Origin of the sequence: Acrocarpospora sp. B8E8 (assembly GCF_039871605.1) — a bacterium.
Classification (GTDB): domain Bacteria; phylum Actinomycetota; class Actinomycetes; order Streptosporangiales; family Streptosporangiaceae; genus Acrocarpospora; species Acrocarpospora macrocephala.
Map to the genome: position 1 here is coordinate 15444 of NZ_JBDPLV010000103.1, position 16526 is coordinate 31969.

The 16526-nt window shown below is 67.4% G+C and carries 15 protein-coding genes; 8 read left to right on the top strand and 7 right to left on the bottom strand.

Features of this window, described 5'->3' with window-relative positions; all coding sequences use genetic code 11:
* Positions 1-45 precede the first annotated feature (45 nt).
* Positions 46-1140 (bottom strand): 4-hydroxyphenylpyruvate dioxygenase, encoded by a 1095-nt coding sequence (hppD, locus tag ABGB08_RS49710; protein WP_347605975.1) that lies wholly within the window; start codon positions 1138-1140, stop codon positions 46-48.
* Positions 1141-1236: 96 nt separating this feature from the next.
* On the opposite strand from hppD, the gene ABGB08_RS49715 reads away from it, so the two are divergent.
* Both ABGB08_RS49715 and ABGB08_RS49720 read left to right on the top strand, forming a co-directional pair.
* The gene (locus tag ABGB08_RS49715) at positions 1237-1704 is read left to right on the top strand and encodes an Lrp/AsnC family transcriptional regulator (RefSeq protein WP_246239504.1); all 468 of its coding nucleotides are present in this window, start codon (positions 1237-1239) and stop codon (positions 1702-1704) included.
* A gap of 88 nt (positions 1705-1792) precedes the next feature.
* Positions 1793-4006, top strand: a complete 2214-nt coding sequence (locus ABGB08_RS49720) for a transglycosylase domain-containing protein (RefSeq protein WP_347605978.1) — start codon at positions 1793-1795, stop codon at positions 4004-4006.
* Positions 4007-4274: 268 nt separating this feature from the next.
* On the opposite strand, the gene ABGB08_RS49725 is transcribed toward ABGB08_RS49720, so the two are convergent.
* Complete coding sequence (locus ABGB08_RS49725; RefSeq protein WP_347605980.1) at positions 4275-6302, bottom strand: thioredoxin domain-containing protein; 2028 nt, start codon at positions 6300-6302, stop codon at positions 4275-4277.
* A gap of 195 nt (positions 6303-6497) precedes the next feature.
* Here ABGB08_RS49725 and ABGB08_RS49730 point away from each other — a divergent pair, with 195 nt between their 5' ends.
* Positions 6498-7646, top strand: a complete 1149-nt coding sequence (locus tag ABGB08_RS49730; protein WP_347605982.1) for a hypothetical protein — start codon at positions 6498-6500, stop codon at positions 7644-7646.
* 203 nt (positions 7647-7849) lie between these two features.
* On the opposite strand, the gene ABGB08_RS49735 is transcribed toward ABGB08_RS49730, so the two are convergent.
* From ABGB08_RS49735 to mca, 3 genes are read right to left on the bottom strand one after another with little or no spacing between them, the layout of a single operon-like run.
* Complete coding sequence (locus ABGB08_RS49735; protein ID WP_347605984.1) at positions 7850-8155, bottom strand: GNAT family N-acetyltransferase; 306 nt, start codon at positions 8153-8155, stop codon at positions 7850-7852.
* On the bottom strand, positions 8152-8307 hold the full coding sequence (locus ABGB08_RS49740) for a hypothetical protein (protein WP_347605986.1): 156 nt from the start codon (positions 8305-8307) through the stop codon (positions 8152-8154). Before ABGB08_RS49740 ends, ABGB08_RS49735 begins: the two co-directional genes overlap by 4 nt.
* Before the next feature lie 9 nt (positions 8308-8316).
* The gene (gene mca, locus ABGB08_RS49745) at positions 8317-9177 is read right to left on the bottom strand and encodes a mycothiol conjugate amidase Mca (RefSeq protein WP_347606005.1); all 861 of its coding nucleotides are present in this window, start codon (positions 9175-9177) and stop codon (positions 8317-8319) included.
* Positions 9178-9349: 172 nt separating this feature from the next.
* Between mca and ABGB08_RS49750 the strand changes: the two genes are divergently transcribed.
* From ABGB08_RS49750 to ABGB08_RS49760, 3 genes are all read left to right on the top strand, one after another.
* On the top strand, positions 9350-9766 hold the full coding sequence (locus ABGB08_RS49750) for a DUF4307 domain-containing protein (RefSeq protein WP_155354771.1): 417 nt from the start codon (positions 9350-9352) through the stop codon (positions 9764-9766).
* Positions 9767-9843: 77 nt separating this feature from the next.
* A complete protein-coding gene (greA, locus tag ABGB08_RS49755; protein WP_155347057.1) occupies positions 9844-10344 on the top strand; it encodes a transcription elongation factor GreA in 501 nt (166 codons plus the stop codon).
* A 99-nt stretch (positions 10345-10443) separates the two neighbouring features.
* A complete protein-coding gene (locus tag ABGB08_RS49760; RefSeq protein WP_347605990.1) occupies positions 10444-11685 on the top strand; it encodes a C40 family peptidase in 1242 nt (413 codons plus the stop codon).
* On the opposite strand, the gene ABGB08_RS49765 is transcribed toward ABGB08_RS49760, so the two are convergent.
* Together ABGB08_RS49765 and ABGB08_RS49770 are read right to left on the bottom strand one after the other, a co-directional pair.
* Entirely contained in the window at positions 11682-12269 is a 588-nt protein-coding gene (locus ABGB08_RS49765; protein WP_347605993.1) for a TetR family transcriptional regulator, read from the bottom strand. The genes ABGB08_RS49760 and ABGB08_RS49765 overlap by 4 nt on opposite strands.
* A complete protein-coding gene (locus ABGB08_RS49770) occupies positions 12247-13722 on the bottom strand; it encodes an MFS transporter (protein WP_347605996.1) in 1476 nt (491 codons plus the stop codon). The genes ABGB08_RS49765 and ABGB08_RS49770 overlap by 23 nt, the downstream gene beginning before the upstream one ends.
* Positions 13723-13798: 76 nt before the next feature.
* Between ABGB08_RS49770 and ABGB08_RS49775 the strand changes: the two genes are divergently transcribed.
* Complete coding sequence (locus tag ABGB08_RS49775) at positions 13799-14317, top strand: hypothetical protein (RefSeq protein WP_347605999.1); 519 nt, start codon at positions 13799-13801, stop codon at positions 14315-14317.
* Between the two features lie 266 nt (positions 14318-14583).
* Positions 14584-16428 (top strand): phosphoenolpyruvate carboxykinase (GTP), encoded by a 1845-nt coding sequence (locus ABGB08_RS49780; RefSeq protein ID WP_347606002.1) that lies wholly within the window; start codon positions 14584-14586, stop codon positions 16426-16428.
* Positions 16429-16526: the final 98 nt, after the last annotated feature.

Sequence of the window (16526 nt, forward strand, 5' to 3'; positions counted from 1 at the left end):
TGCAGGGCCTTGTCGGGCCATGCGGCTTTCGCGGGGCGAAAAGATCTACAGGTTTCCGCGAAGCTCCTGCTCACGCTCGATCGCCTCGAAGAGAGCCTTGAAGTTGCCCTTACCGAAGCCGAGCGAGCCGTGGCGCTCGATGAGCTCGAAGAACACGGTCGGACGGTCCTGCACCGGCTTGGTGAAGATCTGCAGCAGGTAGCCGTCCTCGTCCCGGTCCACCAGGATGCGGCGCCTCTTGAGTTCGGCCACGGGGGCCCGTACCTGGCCGATCCTGGCCCGGAGCGCCGGGTCGTCGTAGTAGGAGTCGGGGGTCTCCAGGAACTCCACGCCCGCCGCCCGCATGCGGTCGACCGTGCTGAGGATGTCGTTGGTGGCCAGCGCGATGTGCTGCACGCCAGGCCCGCCGTAGAACTCCAGGTATTCGTCGATCTGCGACTTGCGCTTCCCGGCGGCGGGCTCGTTGAGCGGGAACTTCACCTTCCGGGTGCCGTTCGCGACGACCTTGGACATCAGCGCCGAATACTCGGTCGCGATGTCGTCGCCGATGAACTCGGCCATCCGCGTGAAGCCCATGACACGCTCGTAGAACTCCACCCATTCGTCCATATGCTCGACATTGCCGACGCAGTGGTCGATGGCCTGGAACATCCGCTGACCAGGCTCCACGATCGGGTCCGCGGCGACGTACCCCGGCAGGTACGGCCCGGTGTAGTTGGCGCGGTCGACCAGCGTGTGCCGGGTCTCGCCGTACGTCGCGATCGCGGCCATGACCACTTTGCCGTGCTCGTCCTCCCGCACGTACGGCTCCACGAGGCCGCGCGCCCCCTGCGCCAGCGCGTGCCGGTAGGCGGCGTCCACGTCCGGCACGTCCAGGGCCAGGTCGATGACGCCGTCGCCGTGCTCGGTGACATGCGTGGCCAGGTCGGTGCCGGGCCGCACCGCGCCACGCAGCTCGAACCGCGCGCCGCCCGAGGTCAGCACGTAGGCCACCTCATGCCGGCTGCCGGTCTCCGGCCCGCGATAGGCGACCAGCCGCATGCCGAAGGCGGTCGAGTAGAAGTGGGCGGCCTGCTTGGCGTTGCCGACGGCGAACACGACGGCGTCCATCCCATGGACCGGAAACACGTCATCAGTCATGGCGACACTCTCGGACGCGATGGCCAACCTGCGCAACACTCACCGAAAATAGTGGACAATATGCTCAGGAAAAATGGCGATCATCGGAGCATTATTGTGACCGTTGACCAGTTGGATGTCCGGCTTGTCGCGTTACTGGAGGAAGAGCCGCGCATCGGCGTGCTGGAATGTTCGCGGCGGCTCAACGTGGCGCGCGGGACCGTGCAGGCCCGGCTCGACCGCCTCGCCGCCCGCGGCGTGATCACCGGGTACGGCCCGCAGATCGATCCGGCCGCGCTCGGTTTCGATGTGACGGCGTTCGTGACGTTGCAGATCCGGCAGGTCAGCGGGCATGATCCAGTGGCGGACCGGCTGGCGCTGATCCCCGAGGTGCTGGAGGTGCACACGATCACCGGCGGGCATGACATGCTCTGCCGGGTCGTCGCGCGCAGCAACGCCGACTTGCAGCGGGTGATCGACCAGATCGTGGACGTGCACGGGGTGGTCAGGACGGAGTCCGTGATCGCGTTGGACACTCCGGTGCCGTACCGAACCCTGCCTTTGGTCAAGGCCGCGCAACGGTAGTGGACGATAGCCGCAAGGTAGCTGCAATGTCCCAAGCATCGTTATCTATCGTCTACCGTGAACGCCTGCGAGAGGTCTGGGGGATCGCGTGCGAAGCGGTGAGGAAGATGAGGCACCTGGTCAGGAGGCCGCCGAACCGGCGGTTGCCCAGGAGGCCGGCGAGCCGACGGCTGTGCTGGAGGCCGTTGAACCGACGGCGAAACCGCGCCGGAGGCTGCTGCGTCGCGTCCTCATCGCCGGCGGGATCGGGATCGCCGGTCTGATCGCCATGTTCGGGATCGTCTGGGCGATGACCCCGATCCCGGACACCACCCAGGCCCTGGCCACCGCGCAAGGCTCGCTGTTCTACTACCGGGACGGCAAGACCGTCCTCGCCACCCAGGGCGTCAACCGCAAGAACGTGCCACTCAGCAAGGTCCCCGCTGTGGTCAAGGACGCCGTGATCGCCGCCGAGAACCGGACGTTCTACCAGGACACGGGCGTCTCACTCACGGGTACGGCTCGCGCCATGTGGTCCACGTTCACCGGGCAGCAGATCCAGGGCGGATCGACCATCACCCAGCAGATGGTGCGCAACTACTACAGCGGGCTGAGCCAGGAACGTTCCGTGATCCGCAAGCTCAAGGAGATCATGATCTCGTTGAAGGTGGATCGCTCCAAGTCCAAGGACTGGGTGCTGGAGCAGTACCTCAACACGATCTACTTCGGCCGGGGCGCGCACGGGGTGCAGGCCGCCTCGCTGGCCTACTTCAACAAGGACGTGAGCAAGCTGGGCGCGGCCGAAGGGGCGTACCTGGCGGCGGTGATCCAGCAGCCGACCCGGTTCGCCGACCCGAAGGGCGCGGACCTGGCGGCGGTCAAGGCGCGCTGGCAAGCGGTGGTTTCCGGGATGACCGAGACGAAGGCGCTCACCTCGGCGCAGGCCGCCGGGCTGGTGTTCCCGACGCTGGTCAAGCAGAAGTCGCCGCTGTCGCTGGGCGGGCAGAAGGGCTACATGCTCGCGCAGGTACGGGCCGAATTGAACCGGCTCGGGTACAGCGACGAGGACATCAACCAGGGCGGTCTGAAGGTCACCACGACGTTCGACCGGAAGTTGATGGGGCTGGCCGAGGAGGCGGTCAAGGCCGTGCTGCCGGCGGACACGCCGAAGAAGGTGCGCACCGGGCTGGCGGCGGTCGATCCGGCCACCGGGGAGGTGGTGGCTTTCTACGGCGGGCGGGACTACAACGCGACCGAGTGGAACAACGCCTTCGACGCGAAGGTGCAGGCCGGGTCCACGTTCAAGGCGTATGCGCTGGCGGCGGCGCTGGAGAACGGGTTCGACCTGTGGACCCGGGTGGACGGGAACTCGCCGATGCGGATCGCGTCCGCGACGATCCCGAACTCGGGGGGCGCGTCGTACGGGTCGGTGGATCTCGTGCAGGCCACCCGGAGTTCGGTCAACACGGCGTTCGTCGATCTCGGGCAGAAGGTCGGGCTCGCCAAGGTCGCGCGGGCGGCGGAGGCGGCCGGGATCCCGGCCGATCAGCTGACGCAGCATCAGGCCGCGCCCACGTTCCCGCTGGGGGTCGCGTCGGTGAGCGCGGTGCAGCAGGCGTCCGCGTATGGGACGTTCGCGGCGGACGGGATCCATCATGACGCGCACGTGATCCGGTCGATCACCGATGTGCGGGGGCACACCCGGCAGATCACCGCGCCCGGGAAGCGGGCCTTCAGCGCGGAGACCACGGCCGACACGACGTTCGCGCTCGAGCAGGTCGTCCAGGGCGGCACCGGCACGGCCGCACGCCTCTACGACCGCCCCGCCGCCGGCAAGACCGGCACCACCGACGAGTCGGCCGCCGTCTGGTTCACCGGCTATGTCCCGCAGCTGTCCGTGGCGGTGGACATGTTCAGAGACGACAACAAAGCGGTGACCGTCCCTGGCTATGGCGCTTTGTACGGGGGCACGCTACCCGCCCAGATCTGGAAGTACTTCATGTCGGCCGCGATGGACGGCAAACCTGTCGAGGAATTCCCGCCACCGACCGACTACCAGACCATGTGGGACAGCCCGAACAGCCCTTCCGACCAGAACAACCAGAACGGCGACGGCGAAAACTCCACCCCCTGGGACAGCCCATCACCGTTCCCGACCCCAACAGACACGCCCGAAATGCCCGACTCACCCCCACCAACCGAGGGCGACAATCAGGGCGACCAGAACAACCCAGGCAACGGCACCGACACCGGGAACCCCGACCCCCCAACCCCAGACGAACCAACAGCCCCAGACCCCACAACAACCGAAGTGAACTTCTAGGAACACAAAACCGTCCGACGTGATTTCTAAGGACGCCCACCAGGACCTCGCCGCCGCTCTTGGCGCCGGTGCGGCGAGAACCGTCACCGGCGTGATCGGCGCCGGATAACGGTGAGCGGCTCGGCGATCTGGTCATCCTGTTGGTACTCAATGAACAGACAGATTGCCGCTGTCGCTCTTGGCGCCGGTGCGGCGAGAACCGTCACCGGCGTGAACGGCGCCGGATAACGGCGAGCGGCTCGGTGGCCTGGTCATTCTGTTGGTGCGCTCAAGTCGTCTGGCTGAGTTCATTCTTGAGTGCGCTTGGGGTGGTGACGGGGAGCCTGCAAGCGAACTGCCGGCAGACGTAGGCGGCCGGTTCCCCGTTGATCGTGCCCCTTCCGCGTAGGAGGGGTACGGTCTCGTCTCCGTTTCCCCACGCTACGACCAGGCCGGGGACCGTCGACATCAATGCTGTCCGATGGAGTTGCTTTGCTCGGAGGTCGTCTGGTGGCCCGACTATGGCGACCTCGATTGGTCCGTCCAAGGCGGCCTGTGCCACTGCCAAGCCCCATCCGGCGAAACGGGCGTACTTCGCCGCCAGGACCGAAACAGCCCCCAGTGCCGCCTCGGCTGCCTCCCGATGTCTGGTCGATCCGCTCAGGGCCGCGTATGACAACAATGCCCCTGCCGCCGCGAACTGCCCCGAAGGGGTTGCGTTGTCTGTCGGGTCCTGAGGCCGCTGGAACAAACGCTCTCCGTCGTCTGCCGTATCGAAGAAACCGCCATCCCCGTCCCCGAAGCGTTCCAGCACGCTCTCCAGCAGTTCCCCGGCACTCTCGAACCACCGCGTCTCCCCGGTAACGCCATAAAGCGCGATAAGTCCCTCGGCTAGATCTGCATAATCCTCGAGAACGCCCGAATTCCGTCCTGCGTGTCCGCCCAGGGAGGTACGCAGCAGCCACACACCGGTCGATTCGGCGGAAGTTTCCTCGGGGCTGTGGCCGTCGCGTGAATCGATTGGCTTGTGTGGATTTTTCGTGACATGTAGGTCTATGAGCAACTCGGCGGCAGACTTGGCTGCATCAACTAGATCTGGACGGTCGAAAAGTGCGCCTGTTTCGGCGAGAGCGGCTATCGCTAGGCCATTCCATCCGGCTACGACTTTGTCATCCCGTCCCGGGCGGACACGTTCTCCCCGGGCGGCGAGCAATGCATTCCGTACCCGTTCGAAACGATCATCGGGATCCACTGGCAGTTGAAGAACTGAAGTGCCGTGCTCGAAAGTCCCCGAGACGTCGAACACCGTCGCCGCCCAGGTGCCGTCCTCGTCTCCGAGGACCTCCCTGAGCTGGTCAGGAGTCCAGACATAGAATTGGCCTTCCTTGCCTTCGCTGTCGGCGTCCAGAGCCGACGCGAAACCGCCGTCCGGGGTTCGCATTTCTCGCAGCAGCCAGTCGGCGGTTTCCAGGGCGATTCGTTTGGCGAGCACGGAACCAGTGGCCCGCCACCAATGCGTGTACACGCGAAGCAGCAGCGCGTTGTCATACAGCATTTTCTCGAAGTGGGGGACAATCCACTCCGCGTCCACGCTGTAACGCGCGAAACCACCGCCGAGCTGATCGTAGATTCCGCCCCTGGCCATGGCGTCGAGCGTCTTCTCCGCCATCGCGAGAGCATCCGCCGTACCCGCACGAAGAAGAAACTCCAGCACCATCGACGGCGGGAACTTGGGCGCGCCGCCGAAACCCCCGCGTGCCGCGTCGAAAGTATTGGCCAGATCGCGAACGGCCGCGGCGAGGGTGTCCCGTGACGGCAGCGGTCCCGAGGGCAGGCCCGCCCGCTCGTTCAGCGCCTCCACCACATTCACGCCCTGCGCCAACACGGCAGGCCGGTCGTTCAGCCACGCCTGCGAGATCCCATGAAGCAACCGCTGGAACTGCGCACGCGGAAAATACGTCCCGGTGTAGAACGGATGCCCATCCGGTGTCGCGAAAACGGTCATCGGCCAGCCGCCGTGCCCGGTCATCGCCTGGGTGGCCCCCATGTACACGGCATCCACATCGGGACGTTCCTCCCGATCGACCTTCACGTTGACGAACTTGTCGTTCATCATCCGGGCCGTCGCCTCGTCCTCGAACGACTCGTGCGCCATCACATGGCACCAGTGACAGGCCGAATATCCCACCGAGATCAGCAGCGGCACATCCCGCTCGCGCGCGGCCGCGAACGCTTCCTCGCCCCACTCCCACCAGTCCACCGGATTCCCGGCATGCTGCAACAGATAGGGACTCGTCGCACCAACCAGCCGATTCATCTCCGACCTCCTGGGTAGCCACTTCTTCCATCTTCCCCTGCCATCGGAGTCCCGCGGAGGTCGCCTGGCGAGGTGGCGAAGCAGGTATGGGGTCCGGGGATGTATTCGGGTGGCGGCGGGCGTAGGCTCACGGGACGTGAGCGAGGACGTCAGGTGTCGCGGTGGGGTGTGGGCGTGGCCGGTGGAGGAGGCTGCGTGAGCGTGGATTTGGAGTTTGCGATCCGGCATTCCGGGCGGGCGGGGAAAGATCTCACCCGGCGGGATGTGGCGCGGGTGCTGCTCGCGGTGCCGACGGGGCAGGCGCTGGTGTCGATGCCCGACCTGAAGCGAGAGCTGCTCGCGGTGGGGAATCCGCTGTCGGCGGCGTTCTGGGAGTCGGCGAAGACCACGCTGGCGCGGATCGAGTCGGGGCTGGCCACGGTGGGCGACGTGCAGCGGTGGCTGGAGTCGACCGGGACCGAGCCGATCCTGCTGACCCGCAGCTATTTCGTGTGGCCGGATGAGGGCGAGCGCGGCCCGGTGGCCACCGAGATGTACGCGCGCCTGGTCGAGCACCTGGAGTCGCTCCTGGCGATCGGTGTGATAGATCCAGATTTGCTGGCGTCAGGGGATCCGGCGGCGCGGGAGGCGTACGAGGAGCTGCAGGAGCGGTGGCTGGCGACGTCGCTGCCCGATGGGCGGGTGCCCAGCGCGGTGGTCAGCGACGAGCAGGACGAGGAGCTGTTCGCGGCCTGGGACGAGGAGGAGGCGTTCGCGCTCGGGGAGCTGCGCCGGAGCATGGCCGACCTGCCCGCGCCGCCGCTGCCGGCGGAGGATCTGCGGGTGGCCGCGGGGCGGCTGCGGCGCACGCTGGTGCGGCCGGGGTTCCCAGGGAACGTGTTGCGGGCCTGCGCGGGTCTGGACGAGGCGGCGCTGCCGGCCGAGGACGAGGATCTGTGGCTGGCGGTGGCGGCTGGGATCACCGCGCCGATCTCGGACCTGCCGGACGAGGAGGACGCGGCCCGCTTCTTCGACCTGGACGGCGAGCTCAGCCACGAGGACTCGGTGCTCGCCTCGCTGTGCGCGATCAACCACGCCGACTGGCTGGCCGCCGTGACCGCTCTGGCCCGGTACGGTCCCGGCGTGCTCGCCTCGCCCGAGCGGATCGCCCGCTTCATCGCGGACTCGGAGGAGAACGACGGCGAAGCCGACAGCCTGGAAGACCTGGAAGCGACCGAAATGCTCTTCACCGCGGTCACTCCTCTGTGGGCTCACCTCGGCATCGTCGACAAAGCCGAAGTCCTCACCCCTCTGGGCTGGTGGGGCCTCCCCAAAGCCTTGGAACGAGCCTGGTCCCCTGAATAAGCCGGGTGGCTCGCCGTTATCCGGCGCCGTTCACCACCGCGTCACTTCTCGCCGACCCGGCGCCAAAGGGGTTCCGCGACTCTTGCCGCCCCAGAGCCAACGGGGGTTCCTCCGCGGCCAGTTCCTCATGCCCGCGAGGTTGGGTGATGTGCCTGTGGTGGTGCCCGCGAGGTCAGGTGATGTGCCTGTGGTGGTGCCCGAGGTTAGGCGGTTTCGTCCTGGTAGTTGTCGGGGACGAGGTCGGCGTATTCGGGGTGGCGTTTGATGTAGGACGCGATGAAGGGGCAGAGGGGGACGACCGAGAGGGCGCGGTCGCGGGCGCCGTTGAGGGCGGCGCGGGCGAGTTGGCTGCCCAGGCCCTGGCCCTCGAACGCCGAGTCGATCTCGGTGTGGAGGAAGACGATTTTCCCGGGGCGGAGCCGGTATTGGGCGAACCCGGCCACATCGCCTTCGACGAGGATCTCGTAACGGTGGGTTTCGGGATTGTCGACGACGGTGGCCTGGGTCACTTCTTGTCCTTCTCGTGCGGGACCTGGATTTTCGAGATCTGTTTGTTCATGGACTTGACGAGGAAGAACAGCGCGACGCCCAGCGCGAACACGATGAGGAAGCCGAGCAGCCCCGGGCCGTACTCAGGCGCGGCGGCGGCGATGAAGTTCATCTCTCAAGTCTACGAGCAGGCGGTGGGGGCCTCCGCGTGGACTCCCGCGAACAGGTCGTCCTCGGGGACGGTGGTGTCCACCAGGGCGCGGGCCAGGTGGAAGTCCTCGGTCGGCCAGACCTCCATCTGGATCTCGATCGGGCAGACGAACCAGAAGCCGTCAGGGTCCACCTGGGTGGCGTGCGCGAGGAGCGCGCGATCCCGGGTCTCGAAGAAGTCGGCGCACGGCACCCGGGTGGTGACATCCCACTTCTCCGGCCTGTCCTCCCAGCGGGAGATCCAGTCCGCATACGGCGAGCCCATGCCGCGCGAGGTCATCGCCTCATGGAGCGCCTCGAACCGGTTCTTGGAGAAACCCATCTGGTAGTACAGCTTGAGCGGCTGCCACGGCTCCCCGGCCTCGGGGTAACGATCGGGATCCCCGGCCGCGTCGAACGCCTCCACGGAGACCCGGTTGGTCATGATGTGGTCGGGGTGCGGGTAACCGCCGTTGTCGTCGTACGTCAAGATCACATGCGGCCGGAACTCGCGGACCGCGGCCACCAGCGGCGCGGAGGCCACCTCCAGCGACTGCAGCGCGAAACACCCCTCCGGCAGCGGCTCGTTCTCGTCCTCGGGCAGCCCGGAGTCGACGAAACCGAGGAAACGCTGGCGCACGCCGAGGATCTCGCGGGCCCGTTCCATCTCAAGCCGCCGCACCTCGCCCATGTTCTCCAGGATGTCCGGCCGGTCCATCTTCGGGTTCAGGATGGATCCGCGCTCACCACCGGTGCAGGTGACCACCAGCACGTCCACGCCCTCGCTGGCATAGCGGGCCATGGTCGCCGCGCCCTTGCTCGACTCGTCGTCGGGGTGCGCGTGCACGGCCATCAGCCTCAACGGCGCGATCTCAGCACTCACGGGTCTCCTCAAATGTCCTGGGCAACTGCTCAAAGAGGCTAGCTTCAGGGTGCGACAGTTTTCGCCTCGGGCAAGCCTCCGCGGCACCCTCCGCGAACAATTGTCTCGGACAACGCCGCCAGACCGCAGGGAGATTCCGCGCATGTCCCCAGAGCCAGTCACGCGCCCGGTTCTCGGCACGCCCGCGGACTTCCCCGAACGGCCCCCCGCGGGCCGCAGCCGGTTCGTGGTGTATGCGGTGATCGGCCTGATCGTCGCCGTGATCGCCTCCGGCTGGGGCTACGTGATCCTCAGCGCGCGCGGAAATCCGGACGTCCGGGCCGAGGTGGTCTCCTTCGACGCGAGCGCGGCCGACTCGGCGGCGATAACCTTCCTGGTGCACAAGCCCGCCGACCGCGAGGCGAGGTGCCTGGTGCGCGCCCTGGACACCCACCACGTCGAGGTGGGCACCCGCGAGGTCACGATCCCCGCCGGAGAGTCCGACAATTCGTTCACCGAGCGCGTGAAGACCAGTGCGCAAGCCACAGCCGTGCACGTTCAGTATTGCAATCTCGTATAGTGGAATCTTTGGGGAAGCGTTCGAAGGCGTTAACTTCTACGCCTTTCGACTCACCTAGGGAAGCAAGGAGAACCCGCGTGGCCGTCTCCCAGAACGATTCCGTCACCTGGCTGACGCAGGAGGCGTACGACCGCCTCAAGGAGGAGTACGACCGCCTTTCTGGTCCGGGCCGGATCGAGATCGCCAAGAAGATCGAGGCCGCCCGCGAGGAGGGTGACCTCAAGGAGAACGGCGGATACCACGCCGCCAAGGACGAGCAGGGCAAGATGGAGGCCCGCATCTTCCACCTCCGGCAGATCCTCGACAGCGCCAAGGTTGGCGAGGCCCCCCGAACCGAGGGGGTGGTCGGGCCCGGCATGACGGTGACGATCCGCTTCGTCGGCGATGACGACGAGGTGACCTTCCTGCTGGCCTCCCGCGAGGAGAGCGGCGCCCCGATCGACGTGTACTCGCCCAAGTCCCCGCTCGGGGCCGCCATCAACGGCAAGAAGATCGGCGACAAGGCGACGTACACGATGCCGAACGGCCGGGCGATCACGGTCGAGGTGCTCGAAGCCGTGCCGTACATCGGCAACTGACGTTTGTTCAAAATCCGCCGGAGACACGCGCTCCGGCGGATTTCGGCGTTTTGGATCCGCTAGCCTCGTGGGTCGGGCCATGGCGAGAGGGGTGAGGGCGTGATCCGCAGGGCACTCGCGGAAGCCCGCAGGGATCTCGCCTACCGTCCCCGGCTGCCGGGCCGCCGTCCGCTCCGGCTGCCCTGGCTGTGGCGGCGGGCGATCCCGCTGCTGGTGGTGCTGCTGGTCGCGGTCATCTCCGCCGACCTCCTGATCCTGGCCGAGCTGTACGGCCAGGCCGAACGTCCCGTGGCCGCCCGGCAGAAGAACGCTGTCCCGGGAAAGAACTTCGTGGCCACCTCCGATGAATCCAGGGACGACCCCCCGCCGCCGGTGGCCCCGCTGGGCAAGTTACGGCAGCCGCACCTGTTCGTGGTGAGCGATCAGCCGCTCGCGGCGGAGACGATCGCCCGGATCCGGGAGGTGCCGGGCGTCGCCGCGCTGGACGTCACCGACGCGGCCGAGGTGAGCATGGACGGGCGGCGGGTACCCACCATGGGAGTCGATCCGTCCACATTCCGGGCCTACACCCCGGCGCCGACCGCCGGGTCCGACGTGTTGTGGGCGAACATCGCCAAGGGCGAGGTGGCCGTCTCGTTCGAGCTCGGCAACGACGGCGGCCTGCCGCTCGGGTCCGAGGTGACCAGCGGCGGGCGGAAGCTCAGAATCGGCGCGTACGCGACGGTGGGCATGAGCACGATCGCCGCGATCGTGTCCCGGCCGACCGCCAGGGCCCTGGGCCTGCCGGAGGGGAACGCGCTGGTGGTCAGCGCGCCCAAGGCCGACTCGGGGAAGCTGCGCCGGACGCTGCTGCGGCTGCTGCCGAAGGGCAGCCAGGTGGCGACGATCAATCCGGTGCTGGCCGGGCCCCGGCGGCAGACCGCGTGGCCGGCGTCGGCGTTCATGTCGGCGCAGCAGACCGAGGCGATGCTGCGGGCGGCGGTGGGCAAGCTGGGCAGGCCGTACGAGTGGGGGGCCGAAGGGCCGGAGAGTTTCGACTGTTCCGGTCTGGTGCAGTGGGCGTTCCGGCAGGCGGGGGTGAGCATGCCGAGGGTGGCGTCGCAGCAGTGGGCGAGCGGGCCGCAGATCCCGCTGGAGCAGGCCCAGCCGGGCGATCTGCTGTTCTGGCGCAGCGATCCCACCAATCCGGCATATATCTCCCATGTGGCGATTTACTGGGGTGACGGGAAGATGCTGCACGCGCCCAGGACCGGCGACGTCGTCAAGCTCGCCAAGATCCACACCCGGGGCTTCGCCGGGGCGGTCCGGGTGAGCCCGGGCGTCGCCGCCCAGGTTCGCTAGATCGGCAGCCCCGCCTCCAGCAGGGCGAACGCCTCGTCCACCAGCTCGGAGAGCGGGCGCGCGCCGTCCTCCCGCACCCAGCGTTGCAGGGTGGGGATGAGCGCGCCCACGACCGCGCCGGTGAGCGTCTGCACCGCGATGTCGGCCGGATCGCGCCCTTCCCGCTTGGCGATCGCCTCGGCCAGCACGCCGAAGGTGTCCATCATGTTCTGCATCACCCGGGCGCGGATCGCCGGAATGGTCAGCTGCAGCCGGGCCCGGGCGAGGAGCTCCCGCTGCTCGTCCGCCGGGATCATCTCCATCGACCCCCGGAAGGTGTCCCGCAGCGCCCGCAATGGCGGTTTGTCCTTCGGCTGCTCGGCCAGCATGGCGATCAGCACGGGGTCGTAGTCGTCCTGGAGGACGATGTCTTCCTTTGTCGCGAAATATCGGAAGATCGTGCTGGGGGAGATCTCCGCGGCCTCCGCGATCTGCTCGATGGTCGTCGCGTCATAGCCCTGTTCGGCGAACAATCGCAGGGCCTGCTCCTGGATCGTCCGCCGAGTCCTGGCCTTCTTCCGTTCACGCAGTCCCGGCGAGTTCATGGACCGATTCTCCCGCCTCCTCCGCGCTCGTGCCACGCATGAACACCGCCACCAGCACCGCGCTGAGCAGCGCCACCGCGCCGCATGTCCACAACACCGCGTCCATCGCCGCCGCGAAGGCGTCCCGCCCCGCCGCGGCGAACTCCGGCACGTGTACGGCTGCCGCCACCGAGTCGCGCACTCCCTCGGGGGCGGAATCGGGCAGGTTGCCTACGTACACGGCGGAGAGCAGGCTGCCGAGCCCGGCCACCCCGAAGGCCCCGCCGGTCTGGCGCAGGGACTGGAGCACGCCCGTGCCCATGCCGGTGCGATGCTCGGGCAGCATGGCGAGCACGCCGTCCATGGCGGGGACCATGGTCAGGCCGACGCCCGCTCCGGCGATCGTGAGCCAGGCGGCGGTGTAGGCGTACTCGCCGGGCAGGATCGCGCCGAGCGCGAGCCCGGCGGTGAGCAGCAGCAGCCCGGCGGTCATGATCGGCCGCAGCGTGGTCTTCTTGAGCAGGCGCTCGCCCGCGAATCCGCCGAGCATCAGGCCGAGGATCATCGGGGTGATGCGCAGGCCGGTGCCCATCGCGTCGAAGCCCTGCACGGCCTGCAGGTAGAGCGGCACCACGAACAGCACGCCCATCATGCCGAGCGAGACCAGCGAGGCCGCGATCGAACCCCACAGGAAGACCCGGTCCCGGAAGAGGCTGAGGTCCATCATCGGGGTGCTGCTGCGCATTTCCACCCGGACGAATGCGGTCAGAAGCACCAGGCCGACCACCAGCGGGATGAGAGCCCCGGGGGAGCCCCAGCCGTCCACCGGGGCCTGGATCACGCCGTACACCAGGGCGGCGAGGCCGGTCACCGACAGCAGCGTGCCGGGCACGTCCAGCCGGGGTGTGGCGGGGTCGCGCGACTCCGGCACCAGCAGGACCACGGCGACCAGCGCGATCGCCACCGCGGGCAGGTTGATCAGGAAGATCGATCCCCACCAGAAGTGGTCGAGCAGGTAGCCGCCCACGATCGGGCCAAGCGGCAGCCCGACGGCCATGCCCGCCGTCCACACCGCGATCGCCTTGGCCCGCTCGCCCGGGGGGAAGATGCTCGGCAGGATCGAGGTGGACAGCGGCATGATCAGCGCCGCGCCCGCGCCCATCAGCGCGCGGCCCGCGATCAGCCAGCCGGTCGTGTCGGCCAGCATCGCCACCGCCGACGCCACCCCGAAGGCGGCCAGACCGGCGACCAGCAACTTCTTGCGGCCGAGCCGGTCGCCGAACACGCCCGCGGGTAGCAGCAGCGCCGCGAACGTCACCAGGTAGGCGTCGACGATCCACTGGAGCTCGCCGGTGGAGGCGTTCAGGTCCACGGCGAGCGTGGGGAGCGCCACGTTGAGCACGGTCGCGTCCAGTCCGATGACCAGGACGCTGAGTACAAGGGCTGACAGAGCCCACCATCTGGAAGTAACCATGAATTGATAGTAACTCTCAAAATTAAGTCACTGTCAACGTCTTGCTTTGGTGAGAAGGCGGTGTAATCTTAATTACATGGATGCAGAAGAACAGCTGAAAGGCTGGTTCACCGGGCGGTTGCCCGAAGGCTGGTTCACCGGGCGGCCCGAGATCGTGCTGGACCGGGAAGAGATCACCGTGCTCGGCGCGCTCCCGCCGCTGACCGTCGCCGACGACCTGCCGGACGTGGAGAAGGCCGCCGCGCTGGAGGGCTACGTCGAGCGGTTCCGCGAGGAGACCAGGGAGCGCCGGATCGGCATCGCCCGCGAGGCCGAGCACCGGTTCCGCCGCAAGGTCTCCTGGGGGGTCACCGCCGGCGAGGAGACAGTGATGTTCACCACTCTCTCGGTGCCCGTCATGACCCGGCTGCGGCAGCCGGAACGGCAGGTGCTCGACACGCTCGTCGCCGCCGGGGTCGCCCGCAGCCGCTCCGACGCCCTCGCCTGGTGCGTCAGGCTGGTCGGCAAGCACACCGACACCTGGCTCGCTGACCTGCGCGATGCCCTCCAGCACGTTGATCGAGTTCGCGCGGCGGGCCCCGACGTAGTGGACTAAACCAATTATTCAAAAGGTCTGGACCAATGCGATTGGCCTATACCAATGTGTGGGCCGGAAAATTCGGGTAAGGAGTGGGCGCGTTTTCTTTGAACCGGGCCTTGGTGGGTAGGCTCCCACTGAGCATCATGGCCGCCACCTGCGCTTAGGTGGCTGGATATGGCCTGATTAACGGCGTGGAAACATACTGGTCTACGCCAATTGGATTAGGCGCGTATTCATCGTCAATGATGATTTGGCCCCGCTAGACAAAGGAGCCGTCGCCGATGTCCGTCACCGTTTCGCGTAATCCCCAGCCGACTTCTGAGCAGTTCTCCCACCCGACCACTCACCGCGAGTTGGCCGCCTGGGTCGGCGCGATCGCCGAACTCACCGAGCCGGACCGGATCGAATGGTGTGACGGCTCCGAAGCGGAATGGACCCGGCTGACCAACCTCCTGGTCGACCAGGGCACCTTCACCCGGCTGGTACGGCGCCCCAACAGCTTCCACGCCGCCTCCGACCCGAGCGACGTGGCCAGGGTCGAGGACCGGACCTTCATCTGCTCCGAGCGGGAAGAGGACGCCGGGCCGACCAACAACTGGGTCGCGCCCGCCGACATGCGCGCCACCTTCGGCAAACTGTTCCGGGGGAGCATGCGCGGGCGCACCATGTATGTGGTTCCGTTCTGCATGGGGCCGCTCGGCGGTTCGATCTCGCAGCTCGGGGTAGAGATCACGGACTCGGCGTACGTGGTGGTGTCGATGCGGGTCATGACCCGGATGGGCGACGACGCGCTCCGCCTCATCGAGGAGCGCGGCGACTACGTCAAGGCGGTGCACTCGGTCGGCGCGCCGCTCGAGCCCGGGCAGGCGGACGTGCCCTGGCCGTGCAACCAGACCAAATACATCAGCCACTTCCCGGAGACCCGGGAGATCTGGTCGTACGGCTCTGGGTACGGCGGCAACGCTCTCCTGGGCAAGAAGTGCTACGCGCTCCGCATCGCCGGCACGATGGCCCGGGACGAGGGCTGGCTGGCCGAGCACATGCTGATCCTCAAGCTCACCCCGCCAGCTGGTGAAGCCCGCTATGTGGCGGCGGCCTTCCCGTCCGCGTGTGGCAAGACCAACCTGGCCATGCTGCGGCCGACCATTCCCGGCTGGAAGGTCGAGACGATCGGCGATGACATCGCCTGGATGCGGTTCGGGGCGGACGGGCGGCTCTACGCGATCAACCCGGAGGCCGGGTTCTTCGGGGTCGCGCCCGGCACCGGCGAGAGCACCAACGCGAACGCGATCAAGACGTTGTGGGGGAACAGCATCTTCACCAACGTCGCGCTCACCGATGACGGGGATGTCTGGTGGGAGGGCATGACCGATGAGCCGCCGGCGCATCTGACCGACTGGCAGGGGCGGTCCTGGACGCCCGCCTCGCCCGAGCCTGCCGCACACCCGAACGCGCGCTTCACCACGCCCGCCGAGCAGTGCCCGACGATCGCCAGGGAATGGCAGAACCCCGATGGCGTTCCGATCTCGGCCATCCTGTTCGGTGGGCGCCGGGCCACCGCTGTGCCGCTGGTCACTGAATCTCTCAGCTGGGAGCAGGGGGTGTTCCTCGGTGCCAACGTGGCGTCGGAGAAGACCGCGGCCGCTGAGGGCAAGGTCGGCGAGCTGCGCCGCGATCCATTCGCGATGTTGCCGTTCTGCGGTTACAACATGGGCGACTACTTCGCGCACTGGATCTCGATCGGCCGGACGCCGGGGGCGCAGCTTCCGAAGATCTACTACGTCAACTGGTTCCGCAAGGACGACCAGGGGCGCTTCGTCTGGCCCGGGTTCGGCGAGAACAGCCGCGTACTCAAATGGATCGTCGACCGCCTCAACGGTCGGGCCTCCGCCGTCGAAACTCCGATCGGTCGCCTTCCTGTCTCGCTGGACACCGAGGGTCTCGACCTTTCCCCCGAGGATCTCTCGTTGCTCCTGACCGTCGACCCGGAGGTTTGGCGGGAGGAAGCCGCGCTCGTCCCCGAGTTCTTCAGAACCTTTGGCGATCACCTGCCCAAGGAACTCTGGGAGGAGTACCACGCTTTGCTCGCCCGCCTAAACCGAACTTGCTTGATCTTGCTGGACTGATGCGGGTCTGACCAGGAAGCTCAGCATCCAAGATCAAAAATTAGTGACTACCCGCCGACCAGCGTCATCGGAATCGGAACGTCGAGCAACTCAAACAC

Coding starts and splice junctions, on each gene's coding strand:
- mca (WP_347606005.1), bottom strand. CDS start 9,177: ATGGCCGTGCACGCGCACCCCGACGACGAGTCGAGCAAGGGCGCGGCG.
- ABGB08_RS49775 (WP_347605999.1), top strand. CDS start 13,799: ATGGATGCAGAAGAACAGCTGAAAGGCTGGTTCACCGGGCGGTTGCCC.
- ABGB08_RS49780 (WP_347606002.1), top strand. CDS start 14,584: ATGTCCGTCACCGTTTCGCGTAATCCCCAGCCGACTTCTGAGCAGTTC.
- ABGB08_RS49770 (WP_347605996.1), bottom strand. CDS start 13,722: ATGGTTACTTCCAGATGGTGGGCTCTGTCAGCCCTTGTACTCAGCGTC.
- ABGB08_RS49750 (WP_155354771.1), top strand. CDS start 9,350: ATGTCCCCAGAGCCAGTCACGCGCCCGGTTCTCGGCACGCCCGCGGAC.
- ABGB08_RS49740 (WP_347605986.1), bottom strand. CDS start 8,307: ATGAACTTCATCGCCGCCGCCGCGCCTGAGTACGGCCCGGGGCTGCTC.
- hppD (WP_347605975.1), bottom strand. CDS start 1,140: ATGACTGATGACGTGTTTCCGGTCCATGGGATGGACGCCGTCGTGTTC.
- ABGB08_RS49725 (WP_347605980.1), bottom strand. CDS start 6,302: ATGAATCGGCTGGTTGGTGCGACGAGTCCCTATCTGTTGCAGCATGCC.
- ABGB08_RS49765 (WP_347605993.1), bottom strand. CDS start 12,269: ATGAACTCGCCGGGACTGCGTGAACGGAAGAAGGCCAGGACTCGGCGG.